Source organism: Streptomyces sp. NPDC091289 (genome assembly GCF_044757365.1).
Lineage (GTDB): Bacteria > Actinomycetota > Actinomycetes > Streptomycetales > Streptomycetaceae > Streptomyces.
Map to the genome: position 1 here is coordinate 93,050 of NZ_JBIVUT010000010.1, position 25,575 is coordinate 118,624.

Here is a 25,575-nt window from a genome sequence, read left to right on the forward strand (position 1 = left end):
ACGAGGCACGGTGTGGCTCCGTCGGTACGGGCGTGGCTCGGGCTACCGCGCGGGTCCGGCCGGCTCCTGTGTGCCGCCGAGGGCGCGCTCCCCGTCGAGGACCTGGGCCCAGGTCTGGGTCTGGGGCTGAGCTTGGGCCTGGGACTGGGCCTGGGCCAGGATCCGGGATGCCAGCTCCTCGGCCAGGCGGGCGGCGGGGCCGCGCCGGCGGCGGGAGAGGGCCAGGCCCAGGTGGCGGCGCGGGCTCGGTTCGGCCAGCGGGAAGTCGATCAGCTCCGGGTCCCGGGTCAGGCCGATCTCGGGGATCAGCGCGATACCGACGCCGGCGCGGACGAGCGACTGGGCGAAGTCGTAATCCGTCGCCGTGCACGAGATCCGCAGCTCGACGCCGGCCAGTTCGGCGTGGCCGGCGAGCTGGGCGGCCGACTTGCGGCAGCCCAGGATCCAGCGCTGGTCGGCGAGTTCGGCCAGATGTGGCGGCTCCGGCCGGTCCAGGTAGCGTGCCGCCGCGGGGTGGACCCGGGGCAGGACGACCCGCAGCGGGTCGACACCGAGGGGCGTCCAGTCCAGGCCGGAGCGGTCGCCGGGCCGGGCGGGCGGTGGCCCGTCGAAGTGGTAGGCGAGGGCGAGATCGGCCCGCCCCTCCCGGACGCCGGGCAGGCTCTCCTCCGGCTCCGCCTCCAGGATCGTCAGCTCCACCTCCGGGTGGTCGGCGACGAAGCCGGAGAGTGCGGCGGGCAGCAGTCGACGGCCGCCGCTGGCGAACGTGGCGACGGTGAGGGCGATCCGCTCGGCGGCCAGCCGGTCGATGCGCCGCTGGGTGTCGGACAGTTCGGCGGCGATCGAGTCCGCCGCCTCCACCAGCAGTCGGCCCGCGTCCGTCAACGTGACGCCCCGGGTGGAGCGTTCCACCGCGGGCGCGCCGAGGCCGCGCTCCAGGGCGGCGATCTGCTGCGAGACCGCGGAGGGCGTGCAGTGCAGTGCGAGGGCCGCCCGATTGAAGCTGCCGTGCCGGGCGACCTCGCGCAGGACGGCCAGCCGCTGAACGTCGATCAACAGTTCTCCTAATGACGTGGTGCCTCGATCGACACTACCGCCGTTGATCGGGGCTGAGCAGACTGAAGGCCGAAGGCGACGCGGTGCGAAGCAGTACGACGCAGTGCGAAGCAGTGACGACGCAGAACTCGCGGGACGACGTACGGGAAAGGGGCCGCGGCATGGACGTGTGCGTGATCGGAGGAAGCCGCCACTTCGGGCGCCGGCTGATCGGGGAACTCCGGGACTCGGGGGCGGCGGTGACCGTCGTGAACCGGGGGTCGACGCCCGCGCCGCGCGGCGTGACCCACCTGCTCGCCGACCGCGACGACGAGGCCGCACTGCGGGCGGCGCTCGGCGGCCGGCGCTTCGACGCCGTGGTCGACCAGGTCTGCTATTCGCCGCTCCAGGCGGCTGTCGCCGCCCGGGTCTTCGCCGGCCGCACCCGGCGCTATGTGCTGACCTCCACGGTCGAGGTCTACGCCGAGCTCGGCCGGCCGGGCGGACCGGCGCTACCGGAGGAGGCGGTCGACCCGTCGGTCGGGTCGTTCGACCTCCAACTCCCATGGACGGAGCAGCGGTTCCTGGAGGACCACTACGGCGAGGGCAAGCGCCAGGCGGAGGCGCTGCTCACGCGGGAGGCGCCGTTCGACGTCGCCGTGGTCCGTACGGCGCATGTCCTCGGCGGCGCCGACTTCACCGGGCGGCTCGCGCACTACGTCGAGCGGATCGAGCAGGGCCTGCCGGTGGTGGTTCACCCCGCGCCGCAGCCCGCGTCCTTCGTCCATGAGCCGGAGATCGCCCGCTTCCTGGCATGGGCCGCGGCGGCTGACTTCACCGGACCCGTCAATGCGGCGTCCCACGGGGCCCTGGACGCACGGGAGTTGTGCGCGGCGATCGGCGAGGTGATCGACGAGGTGGTCGGCGGGCCGCCCGGTGCGGAGCCGCGGCTCGCCAACGGGCCGGACGAGCTCCTCTCGCCGTTCTCCTTCGACCGCTGCTACGCCATGGACACCGACCGGGCATCGCGGCTCGGCTTCGGCTTCTCGGCGGTCGCCGACTGGCTGCCGCGCGTGATCAAGGAGGCCCGAGAACGATGAAGACCCCACCGAATCCGACGACGTCCGCCGTCGCCCGCACCATCGGCGGCATCGCCGTGGGACCCATCGGCCTCGGCGCGATGCCGCTCTCCGTCGAGGGGCGCCCGCGCGAGGAGCAGGCGGTCGCCACGATCCATGCCGCACTCGACGCCGGCGTACGGCTGATCGACACCGCCGACTGCTATCAGTGGCACGCCGGCGAACTCGGCCACAACGAACGGCTGATCGCCCGGGCGCTCGCCGCCTACGGCAGCGGTTCGGCGGAGGTGCTGGTGGCGACCAAGGGCGGTCGCGGCCGTCCGGGAGACGGTTCCTGGACGGTGGACGGCGACCCGCGCCACCTGCGTCGCGCGGCCGAGGCCTCGGCGGTCCGGCTCGGCGTGGAGGCCATCGGCCTCTACCAGCTGCACAAGCCGGACCCGGCCGTCCCCTTCGCCGAGTCGGTCGGCGCACTGCGGGACCTGGCCGATGCCGGCACGATCCGGGCGGCCGGCCTCTCCAACGTGGACGGGGAGCAGATCCGTACGGCGTACGAGATCCTCGGCCCCCGCCTGGTCTCGGTGCAGAACCGCTTCTCCCCGGCGCACCTGGCCACCCGGGACACCCTCGACCTGTGCACCGAACTGGGCCTGGCCTTCCTGCCGTGGAGCCCGCTCGGCGGAATCTCGCGCAGTGCGGTCGACGACCCGGGCACCGCCGATCCCGCACCGGACACGCCGTTCCACACCCTGGCCCGTACGCGCGGCGTCAGCCCGCAGCAGATCTGCCTCGCCTGGCAGTTGGCCCAGTCGCCGGTCCTGATCCCGATCCCGGGCGCCCGCCGGCCGGTCTCCGCCCGCGACTCGGCCGCGGCGGCCGGGCTCACGCTGTCGCCGGCGGAGGCGGCGGGCCTCCACCTCTGACCGGGGGACAGGGAGGTCAGGTGACCGTGGGCGTCAGCCCGCCGCGAGGTCGGCGAGCAGCTCGGCGGCGGGCTTCGGGTGGACGAGCCAGCGCAGATGACTTCCGTCGAGCGTCCGGACGTCGAAGGGGTTGTCCGGGGTGAGGGCGTCGGCTTCGCGGATCATGCGGTCCTGCACGGCGGGCGGAAGGCTGGTGTCGGCGGCCAGGCGCACGTAGGTCCTGGGGATCCGCCCCCAGGTCGCGGCCTGCGCCCGGTCGGCGGTCGTACCGGCGTCGAGGCTCTCGTCGGGCTGGAAGGTGTTCAGGAAGGTCCGGAACTCGTCGTCGGTGAGATCGGCGGCGAAGGCGTGCCGGAACGCGGCGAGTACGCCCGGGTCGGAGGTCCGGAAGTTGGTGCGGATCAGGCCGAGTTCGGCCGGGTTCCCGGCGGCGGCCGGAGCGAAGGCGGCCGGGTCGACGTCCGCCATCTCCGGCTCGGCGTAGTAGTCGCCGACGGTCAGGTCGACCGGGCACCAGGCGGAGACGTACACGATGCGGTCGACCAGGTCGGGCCGCTGGTTGCCGACCGCGGTGATCGTGGCCCCGCCCCGGCTGTGTCCGACGAGGACGGTGGGCCCGTTCCGCTTGGCCCGTTCGAGGGCTTCGATCACGCGGGCGGCGTTGTCCGCGAGCGTGACTCCCTTGATGCTCCCCGGCTCCGAGGCGAGGGCGCCGAGATCCTGGGGGGCTTGGTAGGCGGCGGGGTAGGTCGCCTCGAACCCGTGCCCCGGAAGGTCGACCGCGACCGAGCGGTGCCCGAGCAGGCCGAGTTCGGCTTGGAGCGGCGCGAAGGAGAACGAGTTGGCGAAGGCTCCGTGGACAAGGATGAAGGTCGGAAGAGTCGACATGCCCAAAGGCTCCAACGGAACGATCTTCGAAGGCAAGGGCCGGGACGCGACGTTTCGGGTCCGGCCCCGGTCAGCCGATGAGCGCCTCGGTGATCTGCCGGGTGGTCTGCGCGGCGACCCGGGGGTCGACGGCGGCGTAGGAGAGGTAGGCGTTCAGGCCGGTGGCCATGGCCCAGCCGCGGCCTCGCAGCCAGGTGGCGTCGTCCACGCCGAGCGTGTGCCGGAACGCGGCTCGGCTGCCGGCCGTCATCAGGGTGAAGGCGATCATCAGATCGCAGGCAGGGTCACCGATGCCGAGCCCGCCGAAGTCGATGACGGCGCCGATACGGCCGTGGACGGTCAGCAGGTTGCCCGTATGGAAGTCGCCGTGGAAACACACCGGAGGGCCGTCCCATGCGGGGGCGCTCATGGCCGCGTCCCACAGCTCGGTCATCGCCGTGGCGTCGAAGACGTCGTCGGCCTCTGCGATGGCGGCCCGCGTCGCGCGGTCCCGGTCGGACAACGACCAACTGGTGAGAAGTTCGAGGGCGGTTACGGGGAGGTCCTCGGGCGTGAACCGCTGCAGAGCGGCCAGGAAGCGCGCCAGTTCGACGGCGGTCGCAGGGGAGCCGGCCAGCGCGTCGACGGTCGCCACTTCGCCTTCGAGCCAGCGGGACACCGCCCACGGCCACGGATAGCCGAAGGAGGGCTCCCCTACTCCGGCCGGCACCGGAATGGCCAAGGGGAGGTGCGGGGCGAGTCGCGGGAGCCACTGGAACTCCTTCCTGGCCTGACCGATGGCTCCGGCATGGCGGGGCAGCCGGACGGCCAGCTCCTCGCCCAGCCGGTAGATCACATGGTCGGAGCCGGCCGGGTCGAGCAGCTTCAGGGGAGTCCCGCCCACTGCGGGAACTGGGTGTCGACCAGGCGCCTGACGAGTGAGGCGCCGATCTCGGGCCGGATGTCCGCGGTTCTCGCGGTTGCCAAGACAGCTCCTGCGGTCGGTCCACTCCGTGAGGCGGACGGTAGGGGTCATCACAGTGTTCAGCGGCTCTACCTGTCGACCGATTTATCGCGGAGGCCGGGGCCGGGGCCAGGGCCAGGGTCAGGGGATGGGGCAGGGCCAGGCGGACGTCCGTGGAGTTCGGCGCGACGCAACACGGGAACAGCGACACCGAGCGCCGCGGCGAGCAAGCAGATGCCACCGCACAGGGTGAAGAACATGGCGGCGCCCCATACGGCCACGACGACGCCGACGACGGGGAAGAGAATCGGGGCCAGGCCCAGTGCGCACAGGGTCGTGACCGAGGTGACCCGGCCCAGATAGCGCGGTTCGGTCTCCGTCTGGACCAGTGCGCCGGTCACCGTCGTGGTGATTCCGTTGGTCAGCCCGATCAATACGCCGAACGCGACGGCGTACGGCAGAGACCGCGTGTGCCCCAGGGCGACCGCCCCCACGGCCGTGATGAACAACGCGCCGGACATCGCCGGCCCGGCGCGGGGGATGCGGGCCCGCACCGTGAGCAGCAGGGCCGCGGCCACTGCTCCGACACTGAACGCGCTCGCGATCCACCCCATGCCCGCCGCGCCCCAGCCGCGTTCGTCCGCCAGGAGCACCAGACCGGCGGCGACCGGGCCGCTGAAGCACATCTCGCTCAGCCCGATCACCGTGACCAGTGGTGCGAGCATCCGGTGCCGGCGGATGTAGCGCAGCCCGTCGGTCAACTCACGCCGGGCAGTGGTTCGTTGTGGCAGCGACGGCAGGGGCGAGACGCGCACGGTGAGCAGGAGGGCCAGCGAGACGGCGAACAGCGCACCGGCGGCCGCGAGCGCGCCCGCCGCGCCGCCCACCGCGAGCACCACGCCCGCCAGGAGAGGGCCCACGGCATTGCTCAGCCGGATCGAGAGGCCGCGCATCCCCTGGACGCGGGCGAGTTGTTCCGGGGCGGTGATGCGTGGCGGAAGCGCGCCCACGGCCGGCATGAACACCGCGTCGACCACGCCGAACACCAGGGCCACCGGGATGAGCAGCCAGAGGTTCGGCGAGATCAGCAGCAGAGCCGCCGCGGCGGCGAGGATCACGACGCAGCGGGTCGCGTCACTGGCGACCGCGACCCGGCGCGGCCCGAACCGGTCTGCCACGACGCCTCCGCCGAGCATGAGCACGGCCCGGGGTAACGCCCCGGCGGCGATCACCAGACCGACCTGCGACGGCCCGGCGGCACGCGTGGCGGTCCAGGAGAGGGCGAGGAAGTAGACCACGTCGCCGGTGACGGAGGCGGTGTAGGCGGCGAGCCAGCGCAGGACGTTCCTGTCCCGGTACGCGGGCGGTCCGGCCGTCGCTGTGCCGTACGAGGTCATATGCCGCTGCCGCCCGCGTCGAGATCCACGGTGCCGGGCACGGGGAACGCCTGCACCTGCAGCGAGACCCGGGAGGCCCCCTGCGGCGCTTCGGCCTCGCTGTGCCGATAGCGGGCGATCACCTCGAAGATCTCGGCCCGCATCCGGTCGACGTCCTGCGGGGTCAGCCACAGGGCGAAGTCGCTGTACACACTGGCCTCGTACCACTCGGCCGGAAGCAGCGGCACTTCCTGGGCGGCCCTCTGCAGGCGATCGACGCACGCCAGAGCGACGGCTTGCGTGTAGGCGCGACCGGCTTCGCGCTGCTCCACGGGTCCGGTGGCCGGGTCGTGGATCGACTGGCGGTGCGCGGATTCCCACCACCGTTCGCGTCCCGTACCGCGTTCCGGCACCTCCACGATGAGCCCGCCCGCCGCGAGGCGACGCAGGTGGTAGCTCGCCGAACCGGGGTTGATGCCGAGCTCGTCGGCGATCCGGGTCGCCGTCGACGGGCCGCGCTGGCGCAGCAGGGTCAGCACGTTCACGCGCAACGGGTGGGCGAGCACGCGCAGCCTGGCGGTGTCGAGCTGGACGTCCCGTTCCACGGCGGGTTCGTCGGGCGGCGCAGAAGAAGAAGAGGCCGAGGAAGAAGAGGTCATGGGCGCAGAGGATAGACCTGCAACAGTTGTTTTGAAAGAGATGTTGTGAAGCGATGCGGCGATGCGAGGAGCCTTCGGCGGGACCAATGGTGAGCGTCACGCCTCGCGCGCAAAGCCGTTCGCGTGGCGCGCGACACTTTTGCAAGCATGTGCTTGCAAAAGTTAGCAAGGGTGTTGCACTATCGAGTCATGGCATCACTCAACGTCGGCAATCTCGGTGAGTACCTGCGGGAGCAGCGCCGTGCAGCGCAGCTCTCGCTGCGGCAGCTCGCCGATGCCACCGGGGTGTCGAACCCGTATCTCAGCCAGATCGAGCGCGGTCTGCGCAAGCCCAGCGCGGACGTGCTCCAGCAGGTCGCCAAGGCGCTGCGGATCTCGGCCGAGACCCTGTACGTGCGTGCGGGGATCCTCGACGAGCGGGAGCGGGAGGAGTTGGAGACGCGGGCGGTCATTCTGGCCGATCCGTCGATCAACGAGCGGCAGAAGAACGTGCTGCTGCAGATCTACGACTCCTTCCGCCGCGAGAACGGATTCGTCCCCGGTCCCGACGCGGACGCGGACGCGGGTGCGGACGTGAAAGCGGACGCCGACGCCGACGCCGGCGCCGACGCGGGCCGCGATGCCGGGCCCCGTAACGGCGACGACGCCGGTACGGACGTCACCGACACCGAAGACCAAGACCCTCACAGCAGCTGAACAGCTGGTTCTGATGATCCGGGAGGACCACAGTCATGGCCATCACCGATGACCTGCGCAAGACCCTCACCGACCCCACCCCCCTCTACTTCGCCGCCGGTACGGCCGACCTGGCCGTCGAGCAGGCGCGCAAGGTCCCGGCGCTGATCGAGCAGCTGCGGGCCGAGGCGCCCGAGCGGATCGACGCCGTGCGCAACACCGACCCCAAGGCCGTGCAGGAGAAGGTGACCACGCAGGCCAAGGAGGCCCAGGCCACCGTCCAGGCGAAGGTCACCGAGGTGTTCGGTTCGTTCGACGCCGCCGACCTGAAGAAGCTGGGCGAGAACGCCCAGGACCTGGCGCTCCGCAGTGTGGGTGTGGCCGCCGAGTACGCGATCAAGGCCCGGGAGACGTACGAGAAGGTCGCCGAGCGCGGCGAGCAGACCGTGCGGACCTGGCGCGGCGAGACGGCCGAGGAGATCGTCGAGATCGCCGCCGTCGTCGAGGCCGAGCCCAAGCCCAAGGCCGCGCCCGCCGCCAAGCCCGCCGCCCCGGCCAAGCCGGCCGGCAAGCCCGCCGCGACGAAGGCCGCGCCCACCGAGGCCAAGCCCGCCGCCCCGGTGAAGCCCGCCGCCCCGGTGAAGCCCGCCGAGGCCAAGGCCGCGCCGGCCAAGAAGACGCCCGCGCCGCGCAAGCCCGCGGCCAGGAAGACCCCGCCGGCCGACGGCAAGTGACCCTCACGGGTCCTTACCCGACGCGGTACGCGTGACCGGGGCGCGGGGCGGGCACCTTTACGGGTGGCCGGCTCGTTGTCCCGGTACCTTGGCCCTCTCGGCCGCAGGGCGCTCATCCACTCACTAGGCGGTACACAGCATGTTGCTCTCAGGATTCGGCACGATTCTCCAGCTGCTCTATCTGGCGATGCTGGTGCTGGCCGTGGTCGCGTTCGTCTTCGCGGCGACCGCCCGTGAGGACGCCTACCGTGCCGCCGACAAGAAGAAGAAGTCCTTCTGGCTGGTGATCCTCGGGGTCGCCGTCGCCGTGAACCTGCTCATCCCGATGCTCTTCCTGCAGCTCGCGGGCGTCGTCGCGTCGATCGTGTTCATGGTCGACGTGCGCCCCGCGCTCAAGGAGGTCTCGGGCGGCGGCGGTGGTGGTGGCCGCAGGGGCGGCTCCAGCAGCGACGGCCCGTACGGTCCCTACAACGGCGGGCGCTGAGCCCTCGCCGCCCTCGCGGGCGGGGACGGCGGCCGGTCGACGGACGCGGGGTGGGAGCGCGACGCGCTGCCGCCCCATCGTCGTATCCGCTCCGGATCGCGGCCCAGCAGCAGGACCGCCACATCGTCGGTCAGCTCGCCGCCGTTCAGCTCCCGCACCTCGGCGACCGCCGCCTCCAGCAGCTCCTCGCCCGCCAGGCCCTGCTCCAGCCGGCTGTTGACCATCGCGACCATGCCGTCCTGGCCGAGCCGCTCGCTGCCGCCGGTGCCCACGCGTCCCTCGATGAGTCCGTCCGTGTACATCATCAGGCTCCACGCGCCGCCCAGCTCGACCTGACGGCGCGGCCAGCGGGCCCGCGGCAGCAGCCCCAGGGCCGGGCCGCCGTCCTCGTACGGGAGCAGCCGGGCCGGCCGGCCGTGGCGGGCGAGCAGCGGCGCCGGGTGTCCGGCCAGGCAGAGTCCGGCCCGTCGCCCGTCGGGCGCGATGTCGACGGTGCAGAGCGTCGCGAAGATCTCCTCGCTCTGCCGTTCGTGCTCCAGCACCTGCTGGAGCGTGGAGAGCAGCTCGTCCCCGCACAGCCCGGCCAGGGTCAGCGCCCGCCAGGCGATCCGCAGCTCGACGCCGAGCGCCGCCTCGTCCGGGCCGTGTCCGCAGACGTCGCCGATCATCGCGTGCACCGTGCCGTCCGGGGTGCGGACGACGTCGTAGAAGTCGCCGCCGAGGAGGGCACGGCTGCGGCCGGGGCGGTAGCGGGCGGCGAAGCTCAGGCCGGAGCCGTCCAGCAGCGGGGTGGGGAGCAGGCCGCGTTCGAGGCGGGCGTTCTCCTGGGCGCGCAGCCGGGACTCGGTCAGCTGGTGCTGGGCGATGTCGGCGCGCTTGCGCTCCACGGCGTACCGGATGGCGCGGCTCAGGACGCGCGCGTCCAGCTCGCCCCGGAAGAGGTAGTCCTGCGCCCCGACGCGTACGGCCTCGGCCGCCAGCTCCGTGTCGTCCTGCGCGGTCAGCGCGAGGACCGCGTGCAGCGGAGCGATGCGGAGTACGTGGGTGAGGGCCGCCAGCTCGTCGGCCCGCCCGGAGAGCGGCTCGGTCGGCTCGGAGCCGGGCTCGGCCGGCTCGGCCCCGGCCCCGGCGACCGGCAGCGCGAGGTCCAGCAGGATGCAGTCGACGTCGTCGGTGAGCAGCCGCGCGGCCTCGGTGAGGTTACGGGCGGTACGGATACGGACCCGGGTCCCGGCCGCGGCCGAGAGCTCGGGGACGGTGATGGTGGTGCCCGCCGGGTCGTCCTCGATCACCAGCAGGGTGAGGTCGCCGTGCGAGGTCTCCGCAGCGGGAACGGATCGCTGCTGCGGTACGGGTACGGGCATCGGTTCGTATTTCCTTCCCTCCCCCCGAGGGCGCGGCGGTCCGACGATCGACGATCCGCCAGTCGGGGACGATAGCGGTCCGCGGTGGGGGAACGGAATGGCGCACGGGAACCGGCCCCTGTCATATGCGGCGTCATAAGCCGCGTCCCGACACGGATCCGGCGCGATGGGCCGCCGAACGGGCGGGGAAGCGCCCATGACAAACATCACCCGCCCGTGAACGGCGGCGTGGCCCCGCTCACGTGGCCCGGCCATCCCGGCCCGTCCCGGTCGGCGCCCCTACTTGTCCGGCCTGCCTGTCCGGATCTACTTGTCCGGGCGGACCACGCCGAGGATCTTCATCGAGCCCGCGCCCGCCAGCGTGACATTGCGGCCGGGGCGCGGGGCGTGGACGATCGCGCCGTCGCCGACGTACATCCCGACATGGCTGGCGTCGGCGTGGTAGATGATCAGGTCGCCGGGGCGCATGTCCTGGATGTCGATGCGCGGCAGCAGCCGCCACTGCTCCTGCGAGGTGCGCGGGATCGGCCGCTTCGCCGCCAGCCAGGCCTGGGACGTCAGGCCGGAGCAGTCGTACGAGCCGGGGCCCTCGGCTCCCCAGACGTACGGCTTGCCGATCTGGGCCGTCGCGAAGGCCACCGCCGCCGCTCCGCCCGCGCTCGCCTCACCGCTGACGTCCTTGACCGCGCCGGAGGAGAGCCAGTCCGTCTGCGCCTTGGCCGCGGCGTCCCGCTCCAGCTGGCGGAGCCGGTCGCGCTCCTTCTTCTCCAGCTGCGACTCGAGCTTCTCCGCCGCCTTGATCTGGGCGTTGATCTTCTTCTTGGCCTTGGCCTGCTTGACCCGGTTCGTCTCCAGCTTCTCCCAGTTGGCGCTGGCGTCCTGGGTGTACGTCTCCAGGTCCTCCTGCGTCTGCTTGAGGTCGGTCAGGAGCGACTTGGAGGCCTGCTGGCTCTGGCGGACCTTGTTGATCCCGTCCAGGAAGAGCTTCGGATCGTTGCTCAGGGCCAGCTGCGCGCCGGGCGGCAGGCCGCCGTTGCGGTACTGCTCGCGGGCCTGGGCCCCGGCCCGTTCCTTCAGTGCGGCGATGCGCGCCTGGCCGTCGACGATCGCCTTGGCCAGCTTCACGATCTCGCCGGACTGCTTCTTCGTCTGCTCCTCGGCGAGGTTGTACGCGTCCGTCGCCGCGCCCGCCTTCCGGTACAGCGTCTCGATCTGCTCGCGGACCTTTTCCAGGTCCGCGTTGGAGTAGCGGGGTGGCGAGCCGGCGGGGGAGGAGGAAGCGGAAGGGGTGGGCGACGGTTCCGGTACGGGGGCGGCCATGGCCTGGCCCGTGGACGTCAGCAGGGCCAGCGCACAGACCAGCGTGATGGCGGCAGTGGCGCAGTGGCGTCGGTTCACGAGCTCCCCCTCCGGGCGGTTACTCCGGGCCCGCCTCCGGACGAAGGCGACAAAGACAACGACTACGGTGAATGCAACAAAAGCGAGAAAAGCAACAGAAGCCGGGTATCGCATATCTGACTTACCGTCAGTAACTTTTCGGCAACGTCGCGATCGTGCCATGCCGCCCTGTAAAGCAACAGAGGCCGACGGCACCTGACGCGTCACATACCGCCCCCGGTGGGCCACTTCGTCATGATTCCCCCTGTGCTTGCCCGGGTGCTTGCCCGGGTTGCGATCCGCGCCCCCCTGTCCCCATGCCCCTACGCACTCCTGTCCCCACTCACTGGGACGAATGATGCCGCTGCGGTGTTCCCGGAGCGGAGGAGTTCTGCCCTTCCGGGCAATTGTTCAGCGGCTGTTGGGCCGCAGGGCGTCCCACGGCACGGTGACCTCGCCCTGCCGCCACCGCCGTACCCCGTCCGTCACCGGCCAGTCGGCCGCCATCGCCCGCACCGCCGCGATCCAGCGCTGCCGCGCGCCGAGCGAGGCGTACGGGGAGGCCGTCGCCCAGGCCCGGTCGAAGTCCCGCAGGAACGCGTGGACCGGCTCGCCCGGCACGTTGCGGTGGATCAGCGCCTTCGGCAGCCGTTCCGCGAGGTCGGAGGGGCGCTCCAGCGAGCCGAGCCGGGTCGCGAAGGTGACCGTGCGCGGCCCCTCGGGCCCCAGGGCCACCCAGACGTGCCGGCGCCCGATCTCGTCGCAGGTCCCCTCCACCAGGAGTCCGTCCGGGGCGAGGCGGGAACGCAGCCGTGCCCAGACCTCGGCGACCTGGTCCTCGTCGTACTGGCGCAGCACGTTCGCCGCCCGGATGAGCAGCGGCCGGACCTCCAGCGGGATCTCGAAGCCGCCGTGCACGAAGGCCAGCCCCTCGCGCTCGTACGGCTTCGCCGCCGCGACCCGCTCCGGGTCGATCTCGATGCCCGCCACCACGGTGCGCGGCTCGGCGGTGCGTAGCCGGTCCAGCAGCTCGACGGCGGTCCAGGGGGCGGCCCCGTACCCGAGATCGACGGCCAGGGGCGTCCCGGCGCGGCGCAGGGCGGGGCCGTGCGCGTCGGCGATCCAGCGGTCCATGCGGCGCAGCCGGTTCGGGTTGGTGGTCCCGCGGGTGGCGGTGCCGATGGGGCGCTGGCGCATGGGTCGAGCGTATGCGACGGGGCGGGGCGCGGCGGATACCCGGAGGCCCCGCGGGGGCCGCGCGACGCGCCGCCCCCGCAACGTAATGATTTGGCAAAGCGGAAATGAATGCCGGGATTCCGCTGTTCTCGCCCTTCGGAGGGCCCCGTGCCCTCACCCCAGCATGCCCCGAACGAGGAGGACCGACGAGGTGAGCCAGTACGTCTCCCGGCTCGGCTCCACCCGGACGGCCGCGCGCCTCAGGTTCCCCGGAGGCTTCTCCGGGGTCTCCCGCAAGCCGCGCCGCATCGCGATGCTCTCCGTGCACACGTCCCCGCTCCACCAGCCCGGCACGGGCGACGCGGGCGGGATGAACGTCTACATCGTCGAACTGGCCAAACGCCTCGCCGCGATCAACATCGAGGTCGAGATCTTCACCCGGGCCACCACCGGCTCGCTGGCCCCCGCGGTCGAGCTGGCACCCGGGGTCCTGGTGCGGCACGTCGACGCCGGGCCGTACGAGGGTCTCGCCAAGGAGGACCTGCCCGCCCAGCTCTGCGCGTTCACGCACGGCGTGATGCAGGCCTGGGCCGGTCAGCGCCCTGGCTACTACGACCTCGTGCACTCCCACTACTGGCTCTCCGGCCAGGTCGGCTGGCTCGCCGCGCAGCGCTGGGGCGTCCCGCTCGTGCACGCCATGCACACCATGGCCAAGGTCAAGAACGCCGCGCTCGCCGAGGGCGACACCCCGGAGCCGCCCGCCCGCGTCATCGGCGAGACCCAGATCGTGAATGCCTCGGACCGGCTGATCGCCAACACCGCCGAGGAGGCCGCCGAACTCGTCCGCTTCTACGACGCGGACCCCGCCGCGGTCGCCGTCGTGCACCCCGGCGTCAACCTGGACCGCTTCCGCCCCGCCGACGGCCGTGCCGCCGCGCGGGCCCGGCTCGGCCTGCCGCAGGACGCGCTGATCCCGCTCTTCGCGGGCCGCATCCAGCCGCTGAAGGCCCCCGACGTGCTGCTGCGCGCGGTGGCCGTGCTCCTGGACCGGGATCCGTCGCTGCGCTCCCGCATCGTCGTGCCGGTGGTCGGCGGCCCGAGCGGCAGCGGTCTGGCCAAGCCCGAGGGCCTGCAGAAGCTGGCCGCCCGCCTCGGTATCGCCGACGTCGTGCGGTTCCACCCGCCGGTGGGCCAGGACCGGCTCGCCGACTGGTTCCGGGCCGCGTCGGTGCTGGTCATGCCGTCGTACAGCGAGTCCTTCGGCCTGGTCGCCATAGAGGCCCAGGCGGCCGGCACCCCGGTCGTCGCGGCAGCCGTGGGCGGGCTGCCGGTGGCGGTGCGCGACGGGGTCAGCGGCTTCCTGGTGCCGGGCCACGAGCCGGAGGCGTACGCCCGCGCGCTCGGGCGGTTCGCGGACGCGCCGGAACTGGTCGAGCGGATGGGGGCGGCCGCCGCGACGCACGCCCAGTCCTTCGGCTGGGACACGGCCGCGTCGGCGACCGCCGACGTGTACACGGCCGCGCTCTGCGACCACCGCCGGCGGGCCACGGCGCACCACGGCTGAGGCCCCTCCTGCCGCCCGTACCGGGCTGTCGTACGCTCGCTGCATGGCTGACGTACCCGACGAAACAGCAGCGGCCCAGGTCATCGAGGCGACGCTGAACGACGCCGGGCTCGTATGGGAGAGCCCGGGGCGCGGCAACTACGTCGTGACGCTGCCCGGCACCCGCAAGCTGTCGACGACCTGTTCCCTGATCGTCGGCAAGCACTCGCTCTCCCTCAACGCGTTCGTCGTCCGGCACCCCGACGAGAACGACGCCGAGGTGCACCGCTGGCTGCTGGAGCGCAACCTCCGCCTGTTCGGCGTGAGTTACGCGATCGACTCGCTCGGCGACGTCTATCTGGTCGGCAAGCTGCCGCTGTCGGTGGTCACCGCCGAGGAGCTGGACCGGCTGCTCGGCGTGGTGCTCGAAGCGGCCGACGGGGCGTTCAACACGCTCCTGGAGCTCGGTTTCGCGAGCTCCATCCGCAAGGAGTACGCCTGGCGGGTGTCGCGCGGCGAGTCCACGCGGAACCTGGACGCGTTCAGCCACCTGACTCGACGTCCGACCACGGGCTGACGCTCACACCTCCACCCCTAGGGCTCTCTCGGCGGCGCACGGGTCTATCCGTGCGCCGCCGAGTCATGCCATGCTCACCGCCAACGCACACATGAACGTCATTCACATACATGAAGGGCGGCTCGGGGTATGGCGACACAACAGGGGAGTGGCCGGGGCCGGGAGGGCGGCCGGGGTGGCATCGGGAGACGCGCGGTCCTCGGCAGCGCCGTGGCCGTGGCGGCGGCCGTTGTGACCGGGACCGCGACCGGGACGGCGACCGCAGCCGAGGCCGCTGGGGCGGCCGGGGCAGCTGGGACGACTGGGGCTGCCGGGGCAACTGGGGTGGCGGGGACGGCCCGGGCGTCGTCGGCCCGAGCGGTCCGAGCGGCCCGCCCGGCCCGGCCGGTCCGGGACGCGGCCCTCTGGCGGGAGTTCGCCGCCGCCCCCTTCACCCACCCGCAGATCCCCTTCGTCGGCCGCGCCGGCTACCGCGCGGGATCCCCCCTCCCGCGCCGCCCCTCCGCGGGCCGGCCGGCCCGCGGCCTCGTCGTCGACGTCGTACGCGACCACGGGGCCCGCCCCGACGGCTCGGCCGACGCCGCGCCCGCGATCAACCGTGCCATCGCCGCCGCCGGAGAGCGCGGCGGTGGCACGGTGATCATCCCGGCGGGGACGTACCGCATCGACGACGTCATCCGCATCGGCCACAGCGACGTCGTGGTGCGCGGTGCGGGCAGCGGCGCGACGACGCTGTACGCGACCCGCGGCCTGACCGAGCTGATCGGCGTCTACGGCAGCCGTTACGGCGGCGACAAGTCCAGCTGGTCCTGGGCCGGCGGGCTGATCTGGCTCTGCCCGAAGGACCGTTGGGCCTCCCTGACCGACGCGATTCAGGCGAAGGAATGGCCCTTCGAGGGCTGGACCGGCAACCGCCGCGACGAGTGGAGCACGCTCGCCGTTCCGGCTCCCGCCCGCCGGGGCGACCGTACGGTCACGGTCGACGACGCACGCCGCCTGCGGCCCGGCGCGCTCGTCCTCCTCCGCCTCGCCGACGACCCCGGCCACACGCTGCTCCAGCACATGGCGGGCGACGGCGCGGGCGCGCGGGCGTACGCCTGGGACGACAAGACCAAGCTGACCTCGTACGTCCCCTACGAATGGCCGGTCCGTATCACGGCGGTGCAGGGCCGCCGGATCACCCTGGAACGCCCGCTCCCGCTCGACCTGCGCCCCGCATGGAACCCGCGCCTCACCACACTGGTAACCCCCCTCACCGGGTCCGGCGTCGAGGGCCTCACCCTGGAGGCGGTCGAGAAGCCGCAGGCCCCGCACCTGCTGGACCAGGGATACAACGGCCTCGCGTTCCAGTGCGCGTACGACTGCTGGGCCGACGACGTCACGGTGCGGCACGTCGACAACGGCTTCGGCCTGATCGGCGCGTCCGCCTGCACCCTGCGCCGTACGAAGGTGGAGGGGCGCGGCGCACACCACCCGTACTACTGCCGCGAGGGCTCGCACGACAACCTGACCGAGGACTTCACGATCTCCGAACGCACCACGCCCGCCCCCTCCGGCACCCAGCTCCACGGCATCAACGTCGAGGGCCTGTCCAGCTACAACGTCTGGTCGCGGGGCCGGATGGAGATGGGGACGTTCGACTCGCACCGGGGAATGCCGTTCGCCAACGTGCGCACCGACATCACGGTGAACAACAACGGTGTCCACGGCGGCGACGCGAGCGCGGGCCCGCTGTTCGGGGCACGCTTCACGCACTGGAACATCCGGGTCACCAACGAACGGGCCGGGCTGATGAGGATCGACGGCCTCGCCCCGTACAGCGCGACCGTGGGCATCAGCGAGGTAAGGGAGTTCGGCCAGATCGACGTCCCCGACTTCACCGGCGACCTGCACACCCGTCTGGAGGCGTACGGGAGTCCGGAGGCGGTCCGGCCGGCGAACCTGTACGAGGCACAGCGAGGCGTGCGCGTGCGGTGACGGGTGCTTCAGCTGCCCTGCCGGACCGCGTCCAGGGCGTCGACGAGGTGGGGCGCGACCAACTCCCAGGTCTCGGCGGCGGCTTCGGCTCCGACGTCGCGGGGCACGGTCTCGACGAGCATGATGAGGTAGAGGTAACTCCGGTAGAGGGCGAGCCGGGCCCGCAGCGAGTCGGTGAACTCCACCTCCACCTCCACCCCCACACTCACCCCCACCTCCGTCCCGCCGGACCGCGCGTATCCATCAAGGAAATCCCGGTCCTGCTCGATGTCCCCGAAGAGCGCGAGCGAGACGAAGTCGGCCACCGGGTCGCCCCAGAACATCCGCTCGCCGTCGATGATCCCGCCGATGGTGCGCGCGCCGGGCTCCCCGGTGACCAGCAGGTTTCCCGGCCACAGGTCGAAGTGCACGAGGGCGGGCCGGGTGACCTCGTCCAGGAGCCGGTCCGCGCCCGCCAGCACCGTACGGATATGGCCGACGGGGTACGGCAGCCGGGCCCGGTAGGTCTCGGCGTCGGCGAGCACGGCGTCGGTCATCGCCGTGAAGGCGGTACGCCAGGTGGGGGCGAGCGGCCTGAACGGTTCGGCGGGATAGCCGAAGCCGGTTCCGGTTCGGGATCCGGAACCGGAACCGGAACCGACGGGCGGGGTCACGGCGTGCAACCGTCCCACGATCTCGCCGAGTTCGGTGCGCAGCCGACGCTCGTCGCCGGTGTCCGCCGTGATGCCGGCCTCGTGCCAGGGGCGGCCGGGGCGGGCGGTCATGACCAGGTACGCGCCGGTCGGCGAGGCCGGATCCGCTTCGCTGCGGACGACATGAGGGATCACCGGACCTCCCGCCCGCGCGGCGGCGGTGTAGAAGGCGACCTCGTTGACGAGGAGATCGCGTTCGTACCGCAGGGCGGCGGTGTGCGGCGGGGGCGTCTTGACCACCCAGTCGCGGCCGTCGGTGAGCGTGACACGGGTGACGGTGTTGTACGTACCGCCGGTGAGGGTGGCGCGCGCGGCGATGTCGCGTTCGCCGACCCCGAGGGCGTCGAGAACGCGGGCGAGAGGGGCGGCGGAGGCCTGGTCGGACACGTGGGTGACGCCCTTTCGGCTGCGGGGGCGGGGGCGGGGGCGGTGGTGCGCGACGGGGTGTACGGGGCTGCGACGGTCGCGCACGGGAGGGTTGCACTGCGGTTCCGCACAGTGCGTTCACAGGATGATCACAGCAGAATCACGATCACAGGTGGGGCCGCTGGACCGGTCATCGCTCACAGGTTCGATCGTAAAGTGTGATCACTGCGACGGCCCGTCCCAGACGGCGTCGAAGTGCCGTGCGGGGGAGGGACTGTTGCTCCCGAACCGGAGATTGCAGGAAGTAGAACCATGCGCGCCACTGCCGTACGCCGTACCGCCCTCGCCGCCTCCGCGGCCGCCCTCGCCCTGCTGGTCACCGCCTGCGGCGGCTCGTCGGACGCCGACGCCAAGGACGGGAAGGACGACAAGGGCGCAGCGGGCGGGAGCAGCTCGGCCCCGAAGGACCCGAAGGCCCCGAAGGCCCCGGCCAAGGCGCTCACCGCCGCCGAACTGGAGACGGCCACGCTCGCCCAGGGCGATGTGGAGGGCCGCAAGGTCACCAAGGCCGGTCCGGACGACGAGGTCCCGGCGGACAGCGTGACCGTCGACAAGAAGGAGTGCCTGCCGGTCGCCCACGCCATGTACGGCGTGGCGCAGGAGGGTTCGGTGGCCACCACGAAGCGCAAGGTGATCGACGAGCCGAAGAAGACCGACGGCAAGAAGTCGTTGGAGGACCTGGCGGACGGTGAGGCCGAGGACGCGTTCAAGAACGCCTTCAACCTGACGTCCACGTTCGTCGCGCTGAACGCGTACGAGGGGACGGCGGGCCCGGACGCGTTCGCCGCGCTGAAGAAGGCCGCGGCGGACTGCGCGGGCGGCTTCACCGCCACGGTCGCCGGTACGCCGACGAAGGTCGCCTCGGTCACGGAGGAGAAGGTCACCGGCGGCGACGAGTCCGCGGCGTGGACGGTCACCTCCGAGGACGACGGCGACCAGGCCCCGTTCAAGCTGGTGGCGCTCCGCAAGGAGGGCACCGTGGCGACGTTCTTCGCCTTCAACCTGGCGGCGGCGGGCGGCGACGTGAAGTTCGAGGTGCCGGCGGAGGTCGTGGCGGCGCAGGACAAGAAGCTCGCCTGACGCACGGCCGCCGTGCCCCTGCCCTCCTCGCTCGGGGCGTCCTCGCTCAGGGCAGGGGCACGAGGCGGACGACAGTGACGGTCAGGACGGACCGGGAGACGTAGTAGAGGACGATGGCCCCGGAGACGGTCGCCTCGCGCCGGTCCCGTTCGCTCTTGACGGCGGAGGAGGCGTGGCCGTACGGCTCCACGCCGAGGGTGCGGGCCATCTCGTCCCGGAAGGACTCGCCGCCGCGCATCTTGGCCAGGGTGTCGTCGGCGGGCGGTGCATAGGAGATGCGGAAGCTCAAGCGACGCTCCGCCTCTCGGCCTCGTCCTGCGCCAGCCGGTCCAGGATCTTCTCGGCCTCGGGATCGGGGACGGCCTCCAGCATCCAGTGCCGCATGACGGCCTGAATCTCGTGCACCCCGGCCTCGTTGATCGCGAGATCGAACTCCTCGCGTCTCTCCTCGGGCAGCGCGGCCCGGATGTCCGGAATGCTGTTGGGCACGTCGACCTCGGCACCGCCGACGAAGGTCTTCAGAGACTCACCCATGATCGCTCTCCTCGATCTCCTTGCCCTGGAAGCAGACGGACGACGACATGGGCCCACCGTAATGCGTACGAGGGGCATTCCGGCCGACTCGGGCGGGCACGGATCGGCCACGGATCAGGTGGGAGGCGGTACTTCGCGCTCAGCTCCGCCCGAGCCTCTCCGCGACCCGGTCGCGCAGGATCGCGTACTCCCCCTGAAGCCGCCGCCACTCGCTCACGGGCGGCCGCACGATGACCTCACCGCCGACGACGACCTCCTCGGGCCCGAACTGCTCCCGCGTCAGATCGATCTCCACACCCATGCCCAGGCGGTTCCACCAGTGGAAGTCGATGCGCACCCCGTCGACATGCACCTCGCCCCGGATCAGCTCCCCGCCGAGCAGATCGTTGACCACCATGGCGGTCACCCCGCACTGATCCCGCGCCGGATTGTCCGGAGTCCAGCGGTCGCGGTACTCCGGGGTGCAGGTCTCGGCGCTCCAACTGCTGCGGATGGCCTGTTCGATGCCGGAGAGCAGGTAGACGGTCATGGCGACCATCGTGGCAGGGGGCACTGACAACGCTTGCCCGGACGGTCCCGGAATGTCGTCACCGCGTGCGCCGGGCCACCGTGTAGGCGGAGGAGCCGACCAGTTCTCCGCCCGTCTCGTCCTCCATGGTGAGGATTTCGAAGCCGGCGATGGAGGCGTACCTTTCCAGCTCGAGCGGAAACAGCACACGGCGGTGGATTTCGTCCTCGACCTCGGTCCCGGAGGGGAGCGGCCAGACCCTGCACATGGTGTTGATCTGCGTGCGGAGATCCCACGCGTAAGTGAAGGTGACCTGAGCGACGCCCTCCGGGACAGCGATTTCCGCTCGCATTGCTTCCTTGCGGAGGACCGGCGACACCGGAGAGCAGAGCACAAGGAGACCGCCGGGCCGGACGTGCGCGGCGAACGTGTCGAACGCTTGGGCAATGCCGTCGTTGTCATGGACGTAGGCGAGTGAATTGCCCAGGCAGACCACAACGTCCGCGCGCTCCGGGAGCCTGACCGTGCGCATGTCGCCCAGGCGGACATCGAGCCCTGGGCGTACGAGGCGAGCGTGCTCGACCATCGCCGGTTGCAGATCCACTCCGACACACGCGTAGTGCTCCGAGAGGAGCGCCATATCCCGCCCTGTGCCGCATCCGAAGTCGATCAGACTTGCTGCTTCCGGGGCATGGCGCTCGATCAGGCTCCTGCACGCGGCGGCGGAAGTACTGTCCGCCTGGGCCAGGTCGTACAGCGCCGGGTCCCGGTAGAAGAGATTCGTCGCTTCCATCCGTGTCGTTTCGATTCGGGGGAGGTCAGCAGCATGCTCGGCATCTTCTCGGGCTCGGCCCAGTGCTTCGGGGTCAACGTAGCCCAGGTCGACTTGGCTGCGTCCGTGTGGGGGAGTCGCCCCTAAACACTTCGACAGGGCCTCCGGGCTCGCGGCAGAGTGGTCGCCCGTGACGAGCAGCGAACTGTGGACCCGAGCGACCGCCGACCGCTACGACGCCGAGGAGGCCGAGAACTCCTCGGCCGCCGTCCTTGAACCCACCCTCGACTTCCTCACCCAACTCGCCGGAGACGGCCGCGCCCTGGAGTTCGCCATCGGCACCGGGCGCGTGGGCGTGCCGCTCCGGGAGCGCGGCGTGCCGGTCGTGGGCATCGAACTGTCCGAGCCCATGGCGGCGGTCCTCCGCCGCAAGGTCGACGAGGACACTCTCCCGGTGGTCATCGGGGACATGGCCACCACCGTCGTCCCCGGCGAGTTCACCCTGGTCTACCTCGTCTACAACACCATCTCGAACCTGCTCACCCAGGACGAACAGGTCGCGTGCTTCCGCAACGCGGCCCGCCACCTGGCCCCCGGCGGCCGGTTCGTCATCGAACTCGGCGTGCCGCCGCTGCGGTTCCTGCCGCCCGGGCAGGTCGCGGTGCCGTTCGACGTATCCGAGCGGCATCTCGGCTTCGACACCTTCGATCTGGTCGAACAGATCCTCGTCTCGCACCACTTCACCCGTGAAGCCGAGGGTGACGGCGAGGACGGCCACTATCGCCGAGGCGCCTCCCGGCACCGGTACGCCTGGCCCGCCGAGCTCGACCTGATGGCCCGTATCGCGGGGCTGGACCTGGAACGCCGCGTCGCGGACTGGGACGGGTCACCGTTCACCGATGACTCCGGCAAACACATCTCCGTATGGCGCAAGCCGGTCTGAGACCCGTTGGCCCGGAGCACCGCCGGCCCGGAGCTGCGGCGGTCCGGAGCGCCGACGAGCCCCCTGCCTCGCGGTCCGCGGAGCAGGGGGCTCGGTGAGAAGGCGAGGGCGGGCTACTTCTTCTTGCCCTGGTTCTTCACGGCCTCGATGGCGGCCTTCGCCGCGTCCGGGTCGAGGTACGTGCCGCCCGGCTTCAGCGGCTTGAAGTCGGCGTCCAGCTCGTAGGAGAGCGGGATGCCGGTCGGGATGTTGAGGCCCGAGATGTCCTCGTCCGAGATGCCGTCCAGGTGCTTCACCAGACCGCGCAGGCTGTTGCCGTGGGCGGCGACCAGGACCGTGCGGCCCGTGAGGAGGTCCGGGACGATGTTGTCGAACCAGTACGGGAGCATGCGGACGACGACGTCCTTCAGGCACTCCGTGTCCGGGCGCACCTCGGGCGGGAGCGTCGCGTAGCGCGGGTCGTCGAACTGGCTGTACTCGTCGTCGCGGGCCAGCGGCGGCGGCGGGGTGTCGTACGAGCGGCGCCACAGCATGAACTGCTCCTCGCCGAACTCGGCGAGCGTCTGCGCCTTGTCCTTGCCCTGGAGCGCGCCGTAGTGGCGCTCGTTCAGGCGCCAGGAGCGGCGGACCGGGATCCAGAGGCGGTCGGCGGACTCCAGGGCCAGCTGGGCGGTCCGGATCGCGCGGCGCTGGAGGGAGGTGTGCAGGACGTCGGGGAGCAGACCGGCGTCCTTGAGCAGCTCACCGCCGCGGACTGCTTCCTTCTCGCCCTTTTCGGTGAGGTTGACGTCCACCCAACCGGTGAACAGGTTCTTCGCGTTCCATTCGCTCTCGCCGTGGCGGAGGAGGATCAGCTTGTACGGTGCGTCGGCCATGAGTCCGAGCGTAATCGAACCCGTGCGGCCTCCGCGCGCCCGCCCGCACCGCGGACAGGGCCGGTCCGGGAGGGCCCGGCGGCCGGTCGATTGACGGGGGGCGTCAATCCGGTGGCGGGCGAGGAGCCGGGCTTCGTAATGTCTCGATCGTCGTCGGGGGTATTACCCGAGGCCTTGTTCCGTACGTCCCGTGGGGGGAATCCTTATGTCCGTCGCCGGTCTGCGCACAGCCGCCCGCGAGACCGTCTCGGGGATGCCCCGCGAGTTCTGGTGGCTGTGGACCAGCACCCTGGTCAACCGCCTCGGGGCGTTCGTCGCGACCTTCATGGCCCTGTATCTGACCCTGGACCGGGGCTACTCCGCCTCGTACGCCGGGCTCGTCGCCGCCCTCCACGGGCTCGGCGGGGTCATCTCCTCGCTCGGCGCGGGCGTGATGACCGACCGGCTCGGGCGGCGGCCCACCATGCTGATCGCCCAGGTCTCCACCGCGGTGTCGGTGGCCGTGCTCGGGTTCATGGTGCATCCCTTCGCCATCGCCACCGTGGCGTTCTTCGTCGGCATGGCGAGCAACGCCTCCCGCCCCGCCGTCCAGGCGATGATGGCGGACATCGTGCCCCCGAAGGACCGGGTCCGGGCCTTCTCGCTCAACTACTGGGCCATCAACCTCGGCTTCGCGATCTCCGCCGCCGGGGCCGGGTTCATCGCCGAGTACAGCTACCTCGCCGGCTTCATCGGCGAGGCCCTGATGACGCTCGTGTGCGCCGTTCTCGTCTTCCTGAAGGTGCCGGAGTCACGGCCCGCGGAAGCGGTCGTGAAGACCGTCGGCGGCAAGCGGCCCAAGGACGAGGTGCGGCTGACCACCGTCCTGCGCGACGGGCGCTTCATGGGCGTCGTGGGGCTGTCGTTCCTGGTGGCGCTGATCTTCCAGCAGGGGTACGTGGCGCTGCCGGTGGCGATGGGTACGGACGGGCTGTCCAGCTCCGACTTCGGTACCGCCATCGCCGTCAACGGCGTGCTGATCGTGGTCCTCCAGATCCCCGTCACCCGCTTCATCCAGCACCGCGACCCGCGCCGGCTGCTGATCCTCTCCTCGCTGCTCGCCGGGTACGGCTACGGGCTCACCGCCTTCGCCGGGTCGGTCGCCGCGTACGCCCTGACGGTGTGCGTCTGGACGCTGGCCGAGATCGTGAACGCGCCCACCCAGACGGGTCTGGTCGTGCAGCTGTCGCCCGCCCGGGGCCGGGGCCGCTACCAGGGCATGTACACGATGTCGTGGTCGGTGGCCGCGCTCGTCGCGCCGCTGATGTCCGGCTTCGTGATCGACCACTACGGCGCCTCCTGGCTCTGGGGCATCTGCGCCGTGATCGGCACCGTCGCCGGCCTCGGCTACTGGCTGCTGATGCGCAACCTGCCGCGCGAGGAGCATGACGGGGACGGGGCGGACACCCTGCCCGAGCCGGCGCCCGTCCCGGCCCAGGCCCGGCCGGACCAGGCCGAGCCGGAGGCCGCACCCGCGGCGGCGGTGGCGGCGGCGGAACGGGCCTGCTGAGCCCGCCCACGCGATCCTCGTGCGGGTACGGGTACGGGTACGGGCACGGGTACGGCCACGGCTGCGGCGCCCGTCCGGATTCCTCCGGGCGGGCGCCGTCCGTTTCGTACGCTGCGCGGGTCAGCCGGAGCAGCCGCCGCACTGGCACGGGGCACCGGACTGGCAGCCGCACCCGCAGCCCGAGCCGCAGCCGCAGGCGCCGAGTACACCTCGGTGCACCACTTCGGTCGGGGTCTCCTGCTGGGGTTCGGTCATGGGGGAATCGGCCATGGTCCCTCCTCAGGGCGTACGGCTGGGGCGGCCGTCGGCATGGTGCACCGCCCCCGCCCCATTGCATGCCCATCCCGGCAGGCGCATCAACGGCGCACGCGAGCAGGAACGTATGTGCGACTCGCGTACGCCGGTGACGCTCCGGTACGAGGCAGGTGACGCCCCGGTACGAGGCCGGCGTGCTCCGGTACGAGGCCGGCGTGCTCCGGTACGAGGTCGGCGTACCGGAGTGGCCGTTACGCCGGGCCTCTCGCGCCCTTACGCGCCCTACCCGTCCTTACGCGCCCTCGACCGGGGCCGCCGCCTGGATCTCGTCCGCGTGCTCGCCCGTCACCAGGTAGACCACGCGCTTGGCGACCGACACCGCGTGGTCGGCGAAGCGCTCGTAGTAGCGGCCCAGCAGCGTCACGTCGACGGCCGTCTCGATGCCGTGCTTCCAGCGGTCGTCCATCAGGTGCTGGAACAGCGTGCGGTGCAGCAGGTCCATCTCGTCGTCGTCCTGCTCCAGCTGGAGCGCCAGATCGACGTCCTTGGTGATGATGACCTCGGCCGCCTTGGCCATCAGGCGCTGGGCGAGCTGGCCCATCTCCAGAATGGTGGCGTGCAGGTCGTGCGGGACCGCCGCCTGCGGGAAGCGCAGCCGGGCCAGCTTCGCCACGTGCTGGGCGAGGTCGCCCGAGCGCTCCAGGTCGGCGCTCATCCGCAGCGAGGTCACCACGATGCGCAGGTCGGTCGCCACCGGCTGCTGGCGGGCGAGGAGCGCGATGGCGCGGGCCTCCAGGTCGTGCTGGAGGTCGTCGACCTTCTGGTCGCCGGCGATCACGTTCTCGGCCAGCGTCAGGTCGGCGTCGAGCATGGACGTGGTCGCCCGTCCGATCGCCGAGCCGACCAGCCTGGCCATCTCGACCAGGCCTTCTCCGATCGAATCGAGTTCCTCGTGGTAAGCGTCGCGCATGGGAAGTCCCTCTCCAGTTCCAAACTGAGGCCGGGGTCTCGGACCGACCCCCACGGTTACACGGTGGGGGCGCAACGCGTCCGGATCCGACCCCCTAAGTGAACCGACCCCATCCCCTCGGTGAACTCTGGGCGACGAGTGTTCGAGAAGGCACTCGGACG

The 25,575-nt window shown here is 71.8% G+C and carries 26 protein-coding genes and 1 pseudogene; 11 read left to right on the plus strand and 16 right to left on the minus strand.

Translation table 11 applies throughout. The features are described from left to right. Nucleotides 1–42 precede the first annotated feature (42 nt). A complete protein-coding gene (locus ACIQPT_RS15150; RefSeq protein WP_401156099.1) occupies nucleotides 43–1,056 on the minus strand; it encodes a LysR family transcriptional regulator in 1,014 nt (337 codons plus the stop codon). A 161-nt stretch (nucleotides 1,057–1,217) separates the two neighbouring features. Between ACIQPT_RS15150 and ACIQPT_RS15155 the strand changes: the two genes are divergently transcribed. After that, the gene (locus ACIQPT_RS15155; protein ID WP_401156101.1) at nucleotides 1,218–2,135 is read left to right on the plus strand and encodes a reductase; all 918 of its coding nucleotides are present in this window, start codon (nucleotides 1,218–1,220) and stop codon (nucleotides 2,133–2,135) included. Beyond that, nucleotides 2,132–3,037 (plus strand): aldo/keto reductase, encoded by a 906-nt coding sequence (locus ACIQPT_RS15160; RefSeq protein ID WP_401156103.1) that lies wholly within the window; start codon nucleotides 2,132–2,134, stop codon nucleotides 3,035–3,037. The genes ACIQPT_RS15155 and ACIQPT_RS15160 overlap by 4 nt, the downstream gene beginning before the upstream one ends. Nucleotides 3,038–3,070: 33 nt before the next feature. Here the strand turns inward: ACIQPT_RS15160 and ACIQPT_RS15165 are convergent, their stop codons facing one another. The 4 genes and pseudogenes from ACIQPT_RS15165 to ACIQPT_RS15180 all read right to left on the minus strand — a co-directional run bounded on the left by ACIQPT_RS15165 (nucleotide 3,071) and on the right by ACIQPT_RS15180 (nucleotide 6,903). Then, entirely contained in the window at nucleotides 3,071–3,925 is an 855-nt protein-coding gene (locus ACIQPT_RS15165) for an alpha/beta fold hydrolase (RefSeq protein ID WP_401156104.1), read from the minus strand. A gap of 70 nt (nucleotides 3,926–3,995) precedes the next feature. Continuing rightward, a pseudogene (locus ACIQPT_RS15170) lies at nucleotides 3,996–4,891 on the minus strand (aminoglycoside phosphotransferase family protein). A gap of 66 nt (nucleotides 4,892–4,957) precedes the next feature. Further along, a complete protein-coding gene (locus ACIQPT_RS15175; RefSeq protein WP_401156106.1) occupies nucleotides 4,958–6,265 on the minus strand; it encodes an MFS transporter in 1,308 nt (435 codons plus the stop codon). After that, nucleotides 6,262–6,903 (minus strand): ArsR/SmtB family transcription factor, encoded by a 642-nt coding sequence (locus tag ACIQPT_RS15180; protein WP_401156108.1) that lies wholly within the window; start codon nucleotides 6,901–6,903, stop codon nucleotides 6,262–6,264. The genes ACIQPT_RS15175 and ACIQPT_RS15180 overlap by 4 nt, the downstream gene beginning before the upstream one ends. A 189-nt stretch (nucleotides 6,904–7,092) precedes the next feature. On the opposite strand from ACIQPT_RS15180, the gene ACIQPT_RS15185 reads away from it, so the two are divergent. From ACIQPT_RS15185 to ACIQPT_RS15195, 3 genes are all read left to right on the plus strand, one after another. After that, a complete protein-coding gene (locus ACIQPT_RS15185; protein ID WP_401156110.1) occupies nucleotides 7,093–7,599 on the plus strand; it encodes a helix-turn-helix domain-containing protein in 507 nt (168 codons plus the stop codon). 35 nt (nucleotides 7,600–7,634) lie between these two features. Then, nucleotides 7,635–8,312, plus strand: a complete 678-nt coding sequence (locus ACIQPT_RS15190) for a hypothetical protein (protein WP_401156112.1) — start codon at nucleotides 7,635–7,637, stop codon at nucleotides 8,310–8,312. Nucleotides 8,313–8,451: 139 nt separating this feature from the next. Next, entirely contained in the window at nucleotides 8,452–8,796 is a 345-nt protein-coding gene (locus ACIQPT_RS15195; protein WP_030590517.1) for a DUF2516 family protein, read from the plus strand. On the opposite strand, the gene ACIQPT_RS15200 is transcribed toward ACIQPT_RS15195, so the two are convergent. The 3 genes from ACIQPT_RS15200 to ACIQPT_RS15210 all read right to left on the minus strand — a co-directional run bounded on the left by ACIQPT_RS15200 (nucleotide 8,778) and on the right by ACIQPT_RS15210 (nucleotide 12,734). Then, nucleotides 8,778–10,160, minus strand: coding sequence for a PP2C family protein-serine/threonine phosphatase (locus ACIQPT_RS15200; protein WP_401156114.1), 1,383 nt, complete (start codon nucleotides 10,158–10,160; stop codon nucleotides 8,778–8,780). The genes ACIQPT_RS15195 and ACIQPT_RS15200 overlap by 19 nt on opposite strands. Before the next feature lie 306 nt (nucleotides 10,161–10,466). Further along, complete coding sequence (locus ACIQPT_RS15205; protein WP_401156116.1) at nucleotides 10,467–11,558, minus strand: NlpC/P60 family protein; 1,092 nt, start codon at nucleotides 11,556–11,558, stop codon at nucleotides 10,467–10,469. A gap of 390 nt (nucleotides 11,559–11,948) precedes the next feature. Next, on the minus strand, nucleotides 11,949–12,734 hold the full coding sequence (locus ACIQPT_RS15210; protein ID WP_401156118.1) for a class I SAM-dependent methyltransferase: 786 nt from the start codon (nucleotides 12,732–12,734) through the stop codon (nucleotides 11,949–11,951). 190 nt (nucleotides 12,735–12,924) lie between these two features. Here ACIQPT_RS15210 and mshA point away from each other — a divergent pair, with 190 nt between their 5' ends. The 3 genes from mshA to ACIQPT_RS15225 all read left to right on the plus strand — a co-directional run bounded on the left by mshA (nucleotide 12,925) and on the right by ACIQPT_RS15225 (nucleotide 16,810). Continuing rightward, on the plus strand, nucleotides 12,925–14,277 hold the full coding sequence (mshA, locus tag ACIQPT_RS15215) for a D-inositol-3-phosphate glycosyltransferase (RefSeq protein ID WP_401156120.1): 1,353 nt from the start codon (nucleotides 12,925–12,927) through the stop codon (nucleotides 14,275–14,277). A gap of 43 nt (nucleotides 14,278–14,320) precedes the next feature. Further along, nucleotides 14,321–14,833: a YbjN domain-containing protein gene (locus ACIQPT_RS15220; RefSeq protein ID WP_401156121.1), complete on the plus strand. Its 513-nt coding sequence runs from the start codon at nucleotides 14,321–14,323 to the stop codon at nucleotides 14,831–14,833. Between the two features lie 129 nt (nucleotides 14,834–14,962). After that, complete coding sequence (locus ACIQPT_RS15225) at nucleotides 14,963–16,810, plus strand: glycosyl hydrolase family 28-related protein (protein ID WP_401156123.1); 1,848 nt, start codon at nucleotides 14,963–14,965, stop codon at nucleotides 16,808–16,810. A gap of 8 nt (nucleotides 16,811–16,818) precedes the next feature. On the opposite strand, the gene ACIQPT_RS15230 is transcribed toward ACIQPT_RS15225, so the two are convergent. Then, nucleotides 16,819–17,889 (minus strand): phosphotransferase family protein, encoded by a 1,071-nt coding sequence (locus ACIQPT_RS15230; RefSeq protein ID WP_401156125.1) that lies wholly within the window; start codon nucleotides 17,887–17,889, stop codon nucleotides 16,819–16,821. A 291-nt stretch (nucleotides 17,890–18,180) separates the two neighbouring features. Between ACIQPT_RS15230 and ACIQPT_RS15235 the strand changes: the two genes are divergently transcribed. Continuing rightward, nucleotides 18,181–19,008 carry a hypothetical protein gene (locus ACIQPT_RS15235; RefSeq protein ID WP_401156126.1) on the plus strand — a complete coding sequence of 276 codons (828 nt, stop codon included), beginning with the start codon at nucleotides 18,181–18,183 and terminating at the stop codon, nucleotides 19,006–19,008. 46 nt (nucleotides 19,009–19,054) lie between these two features. Here ACIQPT_RS15235 and ACIQPT_RS15240 read toward each other — a convergent pair whose 3' ends face one another. The 4 genes from ACIQPT_RS15240 to ACIQPT_RS15255 all read right to left on the minus strand — a co-directional run bounded on the left by ACIQPT_RS15240 (nucleotide 19,055) and on the right by ACIQPT_RS15255 (nucleotide 20,843). After that, nucleotides 19,055–19,297, minus strand: a complete 243-nt coding sequence (locus tag ACIQPT_RS15240) for a hypothetical protein (RefSeq protein WP_401156128.1) — start codon at nucleotides 19,295–19,297, stop codon at nucleotides 19,055–19,057. After that, on the minus strand, nucleotides 19,294–19,542 hold the full coding sequence (locus ACIQPT_RS15245) for a hypothetical protein (protein ID WP_030590491.1): 249 nt from the start codon (nucleotides 19,540–19,542) through the stop codon (nucleotides 19,294–19,296). The genes ACIQPT_RS15240 and ACIQPT_RS15245 overlap by 4 nt, the downstream gene beginning before the upstream one ends. A gap of 139 nt (nucleotides 19,543–19,681) precedes the next feature. Further along, nucleotides 19,682–20,071: a hypothetical protein gene (locus ACIQPT_RS15250; protein WP_401156130.1), complete on the minus strand. Its 390-nt coding sequence runs from the start codon at nucleotides 20,069–20,071 to the stop codon at nucleotides 19,682–19,684. Between the two features lie 58 nt (nucleotides 20,072–20,129). After that, nucleotides 20,130–20,843: a class I SAM-dependent methyltransferase gene (locus ACIQPT_RS15255; RefSeq protein WP_401156131.1), complete on the minus strand. Its 714-nt coding sequence runs from the start codon at nucleotides 20,841–20,843 to the stop codon at nucleotides 20,130–20,132. A 169-nt stretch (nucleotides 20,844–21,012) separates the two neighbouring features. Between ACIQPT_RS15255 and ACIQPT_RS15260 the strand changes: the two genes are divergently transcribed. Then, complete coding sequence (locus tag ACIQPT_RS15260; protein ID WP_401156133.1) at nucleotides 21,013–21,765, plus strand: class I SAM-dependent DNA methyltransferase; 753 nt, start codon at nucleotides 21,013–21,015, stop codon at nucleotides 21,763–21,765. Nucleotides 21,766–21,878: 113 nt separating this feature from the next. On the opposite strand, the gene ACIQPT_RS15265 is transcribed toward ACIQPT_RS15260, so the two are convergent. Next, complete coding sequence (locus ACIQPT_RS15265) at nucleotides 21,879–22,640, minus strand: phosphoglyceromutase (RefSeq protein WP_007446449.1); 762 nt, start codon at nucleotides 22,638–22,640, stop codon at nucleotides 21,879–21,881. 205 nt (nucleotides 22,641–22,845) lie between these two features. On the opposite strand from ACIQPT_RS15265, the gene ACIQPT_RS15270 reads away from it, so the two are divergent. After that, nucleotides 22,846–24,189 (plus strand): MDR family MFS transporter, encoded by a 1,344-nt coding sequence (locus ACIQPT_RS15270; RefSeq protein WP_401156135.1) that lies wholly within the window; start codon nucleotides 22,846–22,848, stop codon nucleotides 24,187–24,189. Between the two features lie 120 nt (nucleotides 24,190–24,309). On the opposite strand, the gene ACIQPT_RS15275 is transcribed toward ACIQPT_RS15270, so the two are convergent. Further along, a complete protein-coding gene (locus ACIQPT_RS15275) occupies nucleotides 24,310–24,459 on the minus strand; it encodes a hypothetical protein (protein ID WP_401156136.1) in 150 nt (49 codons plus the stop codon). Between the two features lie 277 nt (nucleotides 24,460–24,736). Continuing rightward, nucleotides 24,737–25,414 (minus strand): phosphate signaling complex protein PhoU, encoded by a 678-nt coding sequence (gene phoU / locus ACIQPT_RS15280; protein ID WP_030590483.1) that lies wholly within the window; start codon nucleotides 25,412–25,414, stop codon nucleotides 24,737–24,739. Nucleotides 25,415–25,575 lie beyond the last annotated feature (161 nt).

Bases quoted from the DNA above. Each gene is read 5' to 3' on its own strand.
- ACIQPT_RS15155 (WP_401156101.1), top strand. From the start codon at position 1,218: ATGGACGTGTGCGTGATCGGAGGAAGCCGCCACTTCGGGCGCCGGCTG.
- ACIQPT_RS15160 (WP_401156103.1), top strand. From the start codon at position 2,132: ATGAAGACCCCACCGAATCCGACGACGTCCGCCGTCGCCCGCACCATC.
- ACIQPT_RS15165 (WP_401156104.1), bottom strand. From the start codon at position 3,925: ATGTCGACTCTTCCGACCTTCATCCTTGTCCACGGAGCCTTCGCCAAC.
- ACIQPT_RS15175 (WP_401156106.1), bottom strand. From the start codon at position 6,265: ATGACCTCGTACGGCACAGCGACGGCCGGACCGCCCGCGTACCGGGAC.
- ACIQPT_RS15180 (WP_401156108.1), bottom strand. From the start codon at position 6,903: ATGACCTCTTCTTCCTCGGCCTCTTCTTCTTCTGCGCCGCCCGACGAA.
- ACIQPT_RS15185 (WP_401156110.1), top strand. From the start codon at position 7,093: ATGGCATCACTCAACGTCGGCAATCTCGGTGAGTACCTGCGGGAGCAG.
- ACIQPT_RS15190 (WP_401156112.1), top strand. From the start codon at position 7,635: ATGGCCATCACCGATGACCTGCGCAAGACCCTCACCGACCCCACCCCC.
- ACIQPT_RS15195 (WP_030590517.1), top strand. From the start codon at position 8,452: ATGTTGCTCTCAGGATTCGGCACGATTCTCCAGCTGCTCTATCTGGCG.
- ACIQPT_RS15200 (WP_401156114.1), bottom strand. From the start codon at position 10,160: ATGCCCGTACCCGTACCGCAGCAGCGATCCGTTCCCGCTGCGGAGACC.
- ACIQPT_RS15210 (WP_401156118.1), bottom strand. From the start codon at position 12,734: ATGCGCCAGCGCCCCATCGGCACCGCCACCCGCGGGACCACCAACCCG.
- ACIQPT_RS15220 (WP_401156121.1), top strand. From the start codon at position 14,321: ATGGCTGACGTACCCGACGAAACAGCAGCGGCCCAGGTCATCGAGGCG.
- ACIQPT_RS15225 (WP_401156123.1), top strand. From the start codon at position 14,963: ATGGCGACACAACAGGGGAGTGGCCGGGGCCGGGAGGGCGGCCGGGGT.
- ACIQPT_RS15235 (WP_401156126.1), top strand. From the start codon at position 18,181: ATGCGCGCCACTGCCGTACGCCGTACCGCCCTCGCCGCCTCCGCGGCC.
- ACIQPT_RS15245 (WP_030590491.1), bottom strand. From the start codon at position 19,542: ATGGGTGAGTCTCTGAAGACCTTCGTCGGCGGTGCCGAGGTCGACGTG.
- ACIQPT_RS15250 (WP_401156130.1), bottom strand. From the start codon at position 20,071: ATGACCGTCTACCTGCTCTCCGGCATCGAACAGGCCATCCGCAGCAGT.
- ACIQPT_RS15255 (WP_401156131.1), bottom strand. From the start codon at position 20,843: ATGGAAGCGACGAATCTCTTCTACCGGGACCCGGCGCTGTACGACCTG.
- ACIQPT_RS15265 (WP_007446449.1), bottom strand. From the start codon at position 22,640: ATGGCCGACGCACCGTACAAGCTGATCCTCCTCCGCCACGGCGAGAGC.
- ACIQPT_RS15270 (WP_401156135.1), top strand. From the start codon at position 22,846: ATGTCCGTCGCCGGTCTGCGCACAGCCGCCCGCGAGACCGTCTCGGGG.
- ACIQPT_RS15275 (WP_401156136.1), bottom strand. From the start codon at position 24,459: ATGGCCGATTCCCCCATGACCGAACCCCAGCAGGAGACCCCGACCGAA.
- phoU (WP_030590483.1), bottom strand. From the start codon at position 25,414: ATGCGCGACGCTTACCACGAGGAACTCGATTCGATCGGAGAAGGCCTG.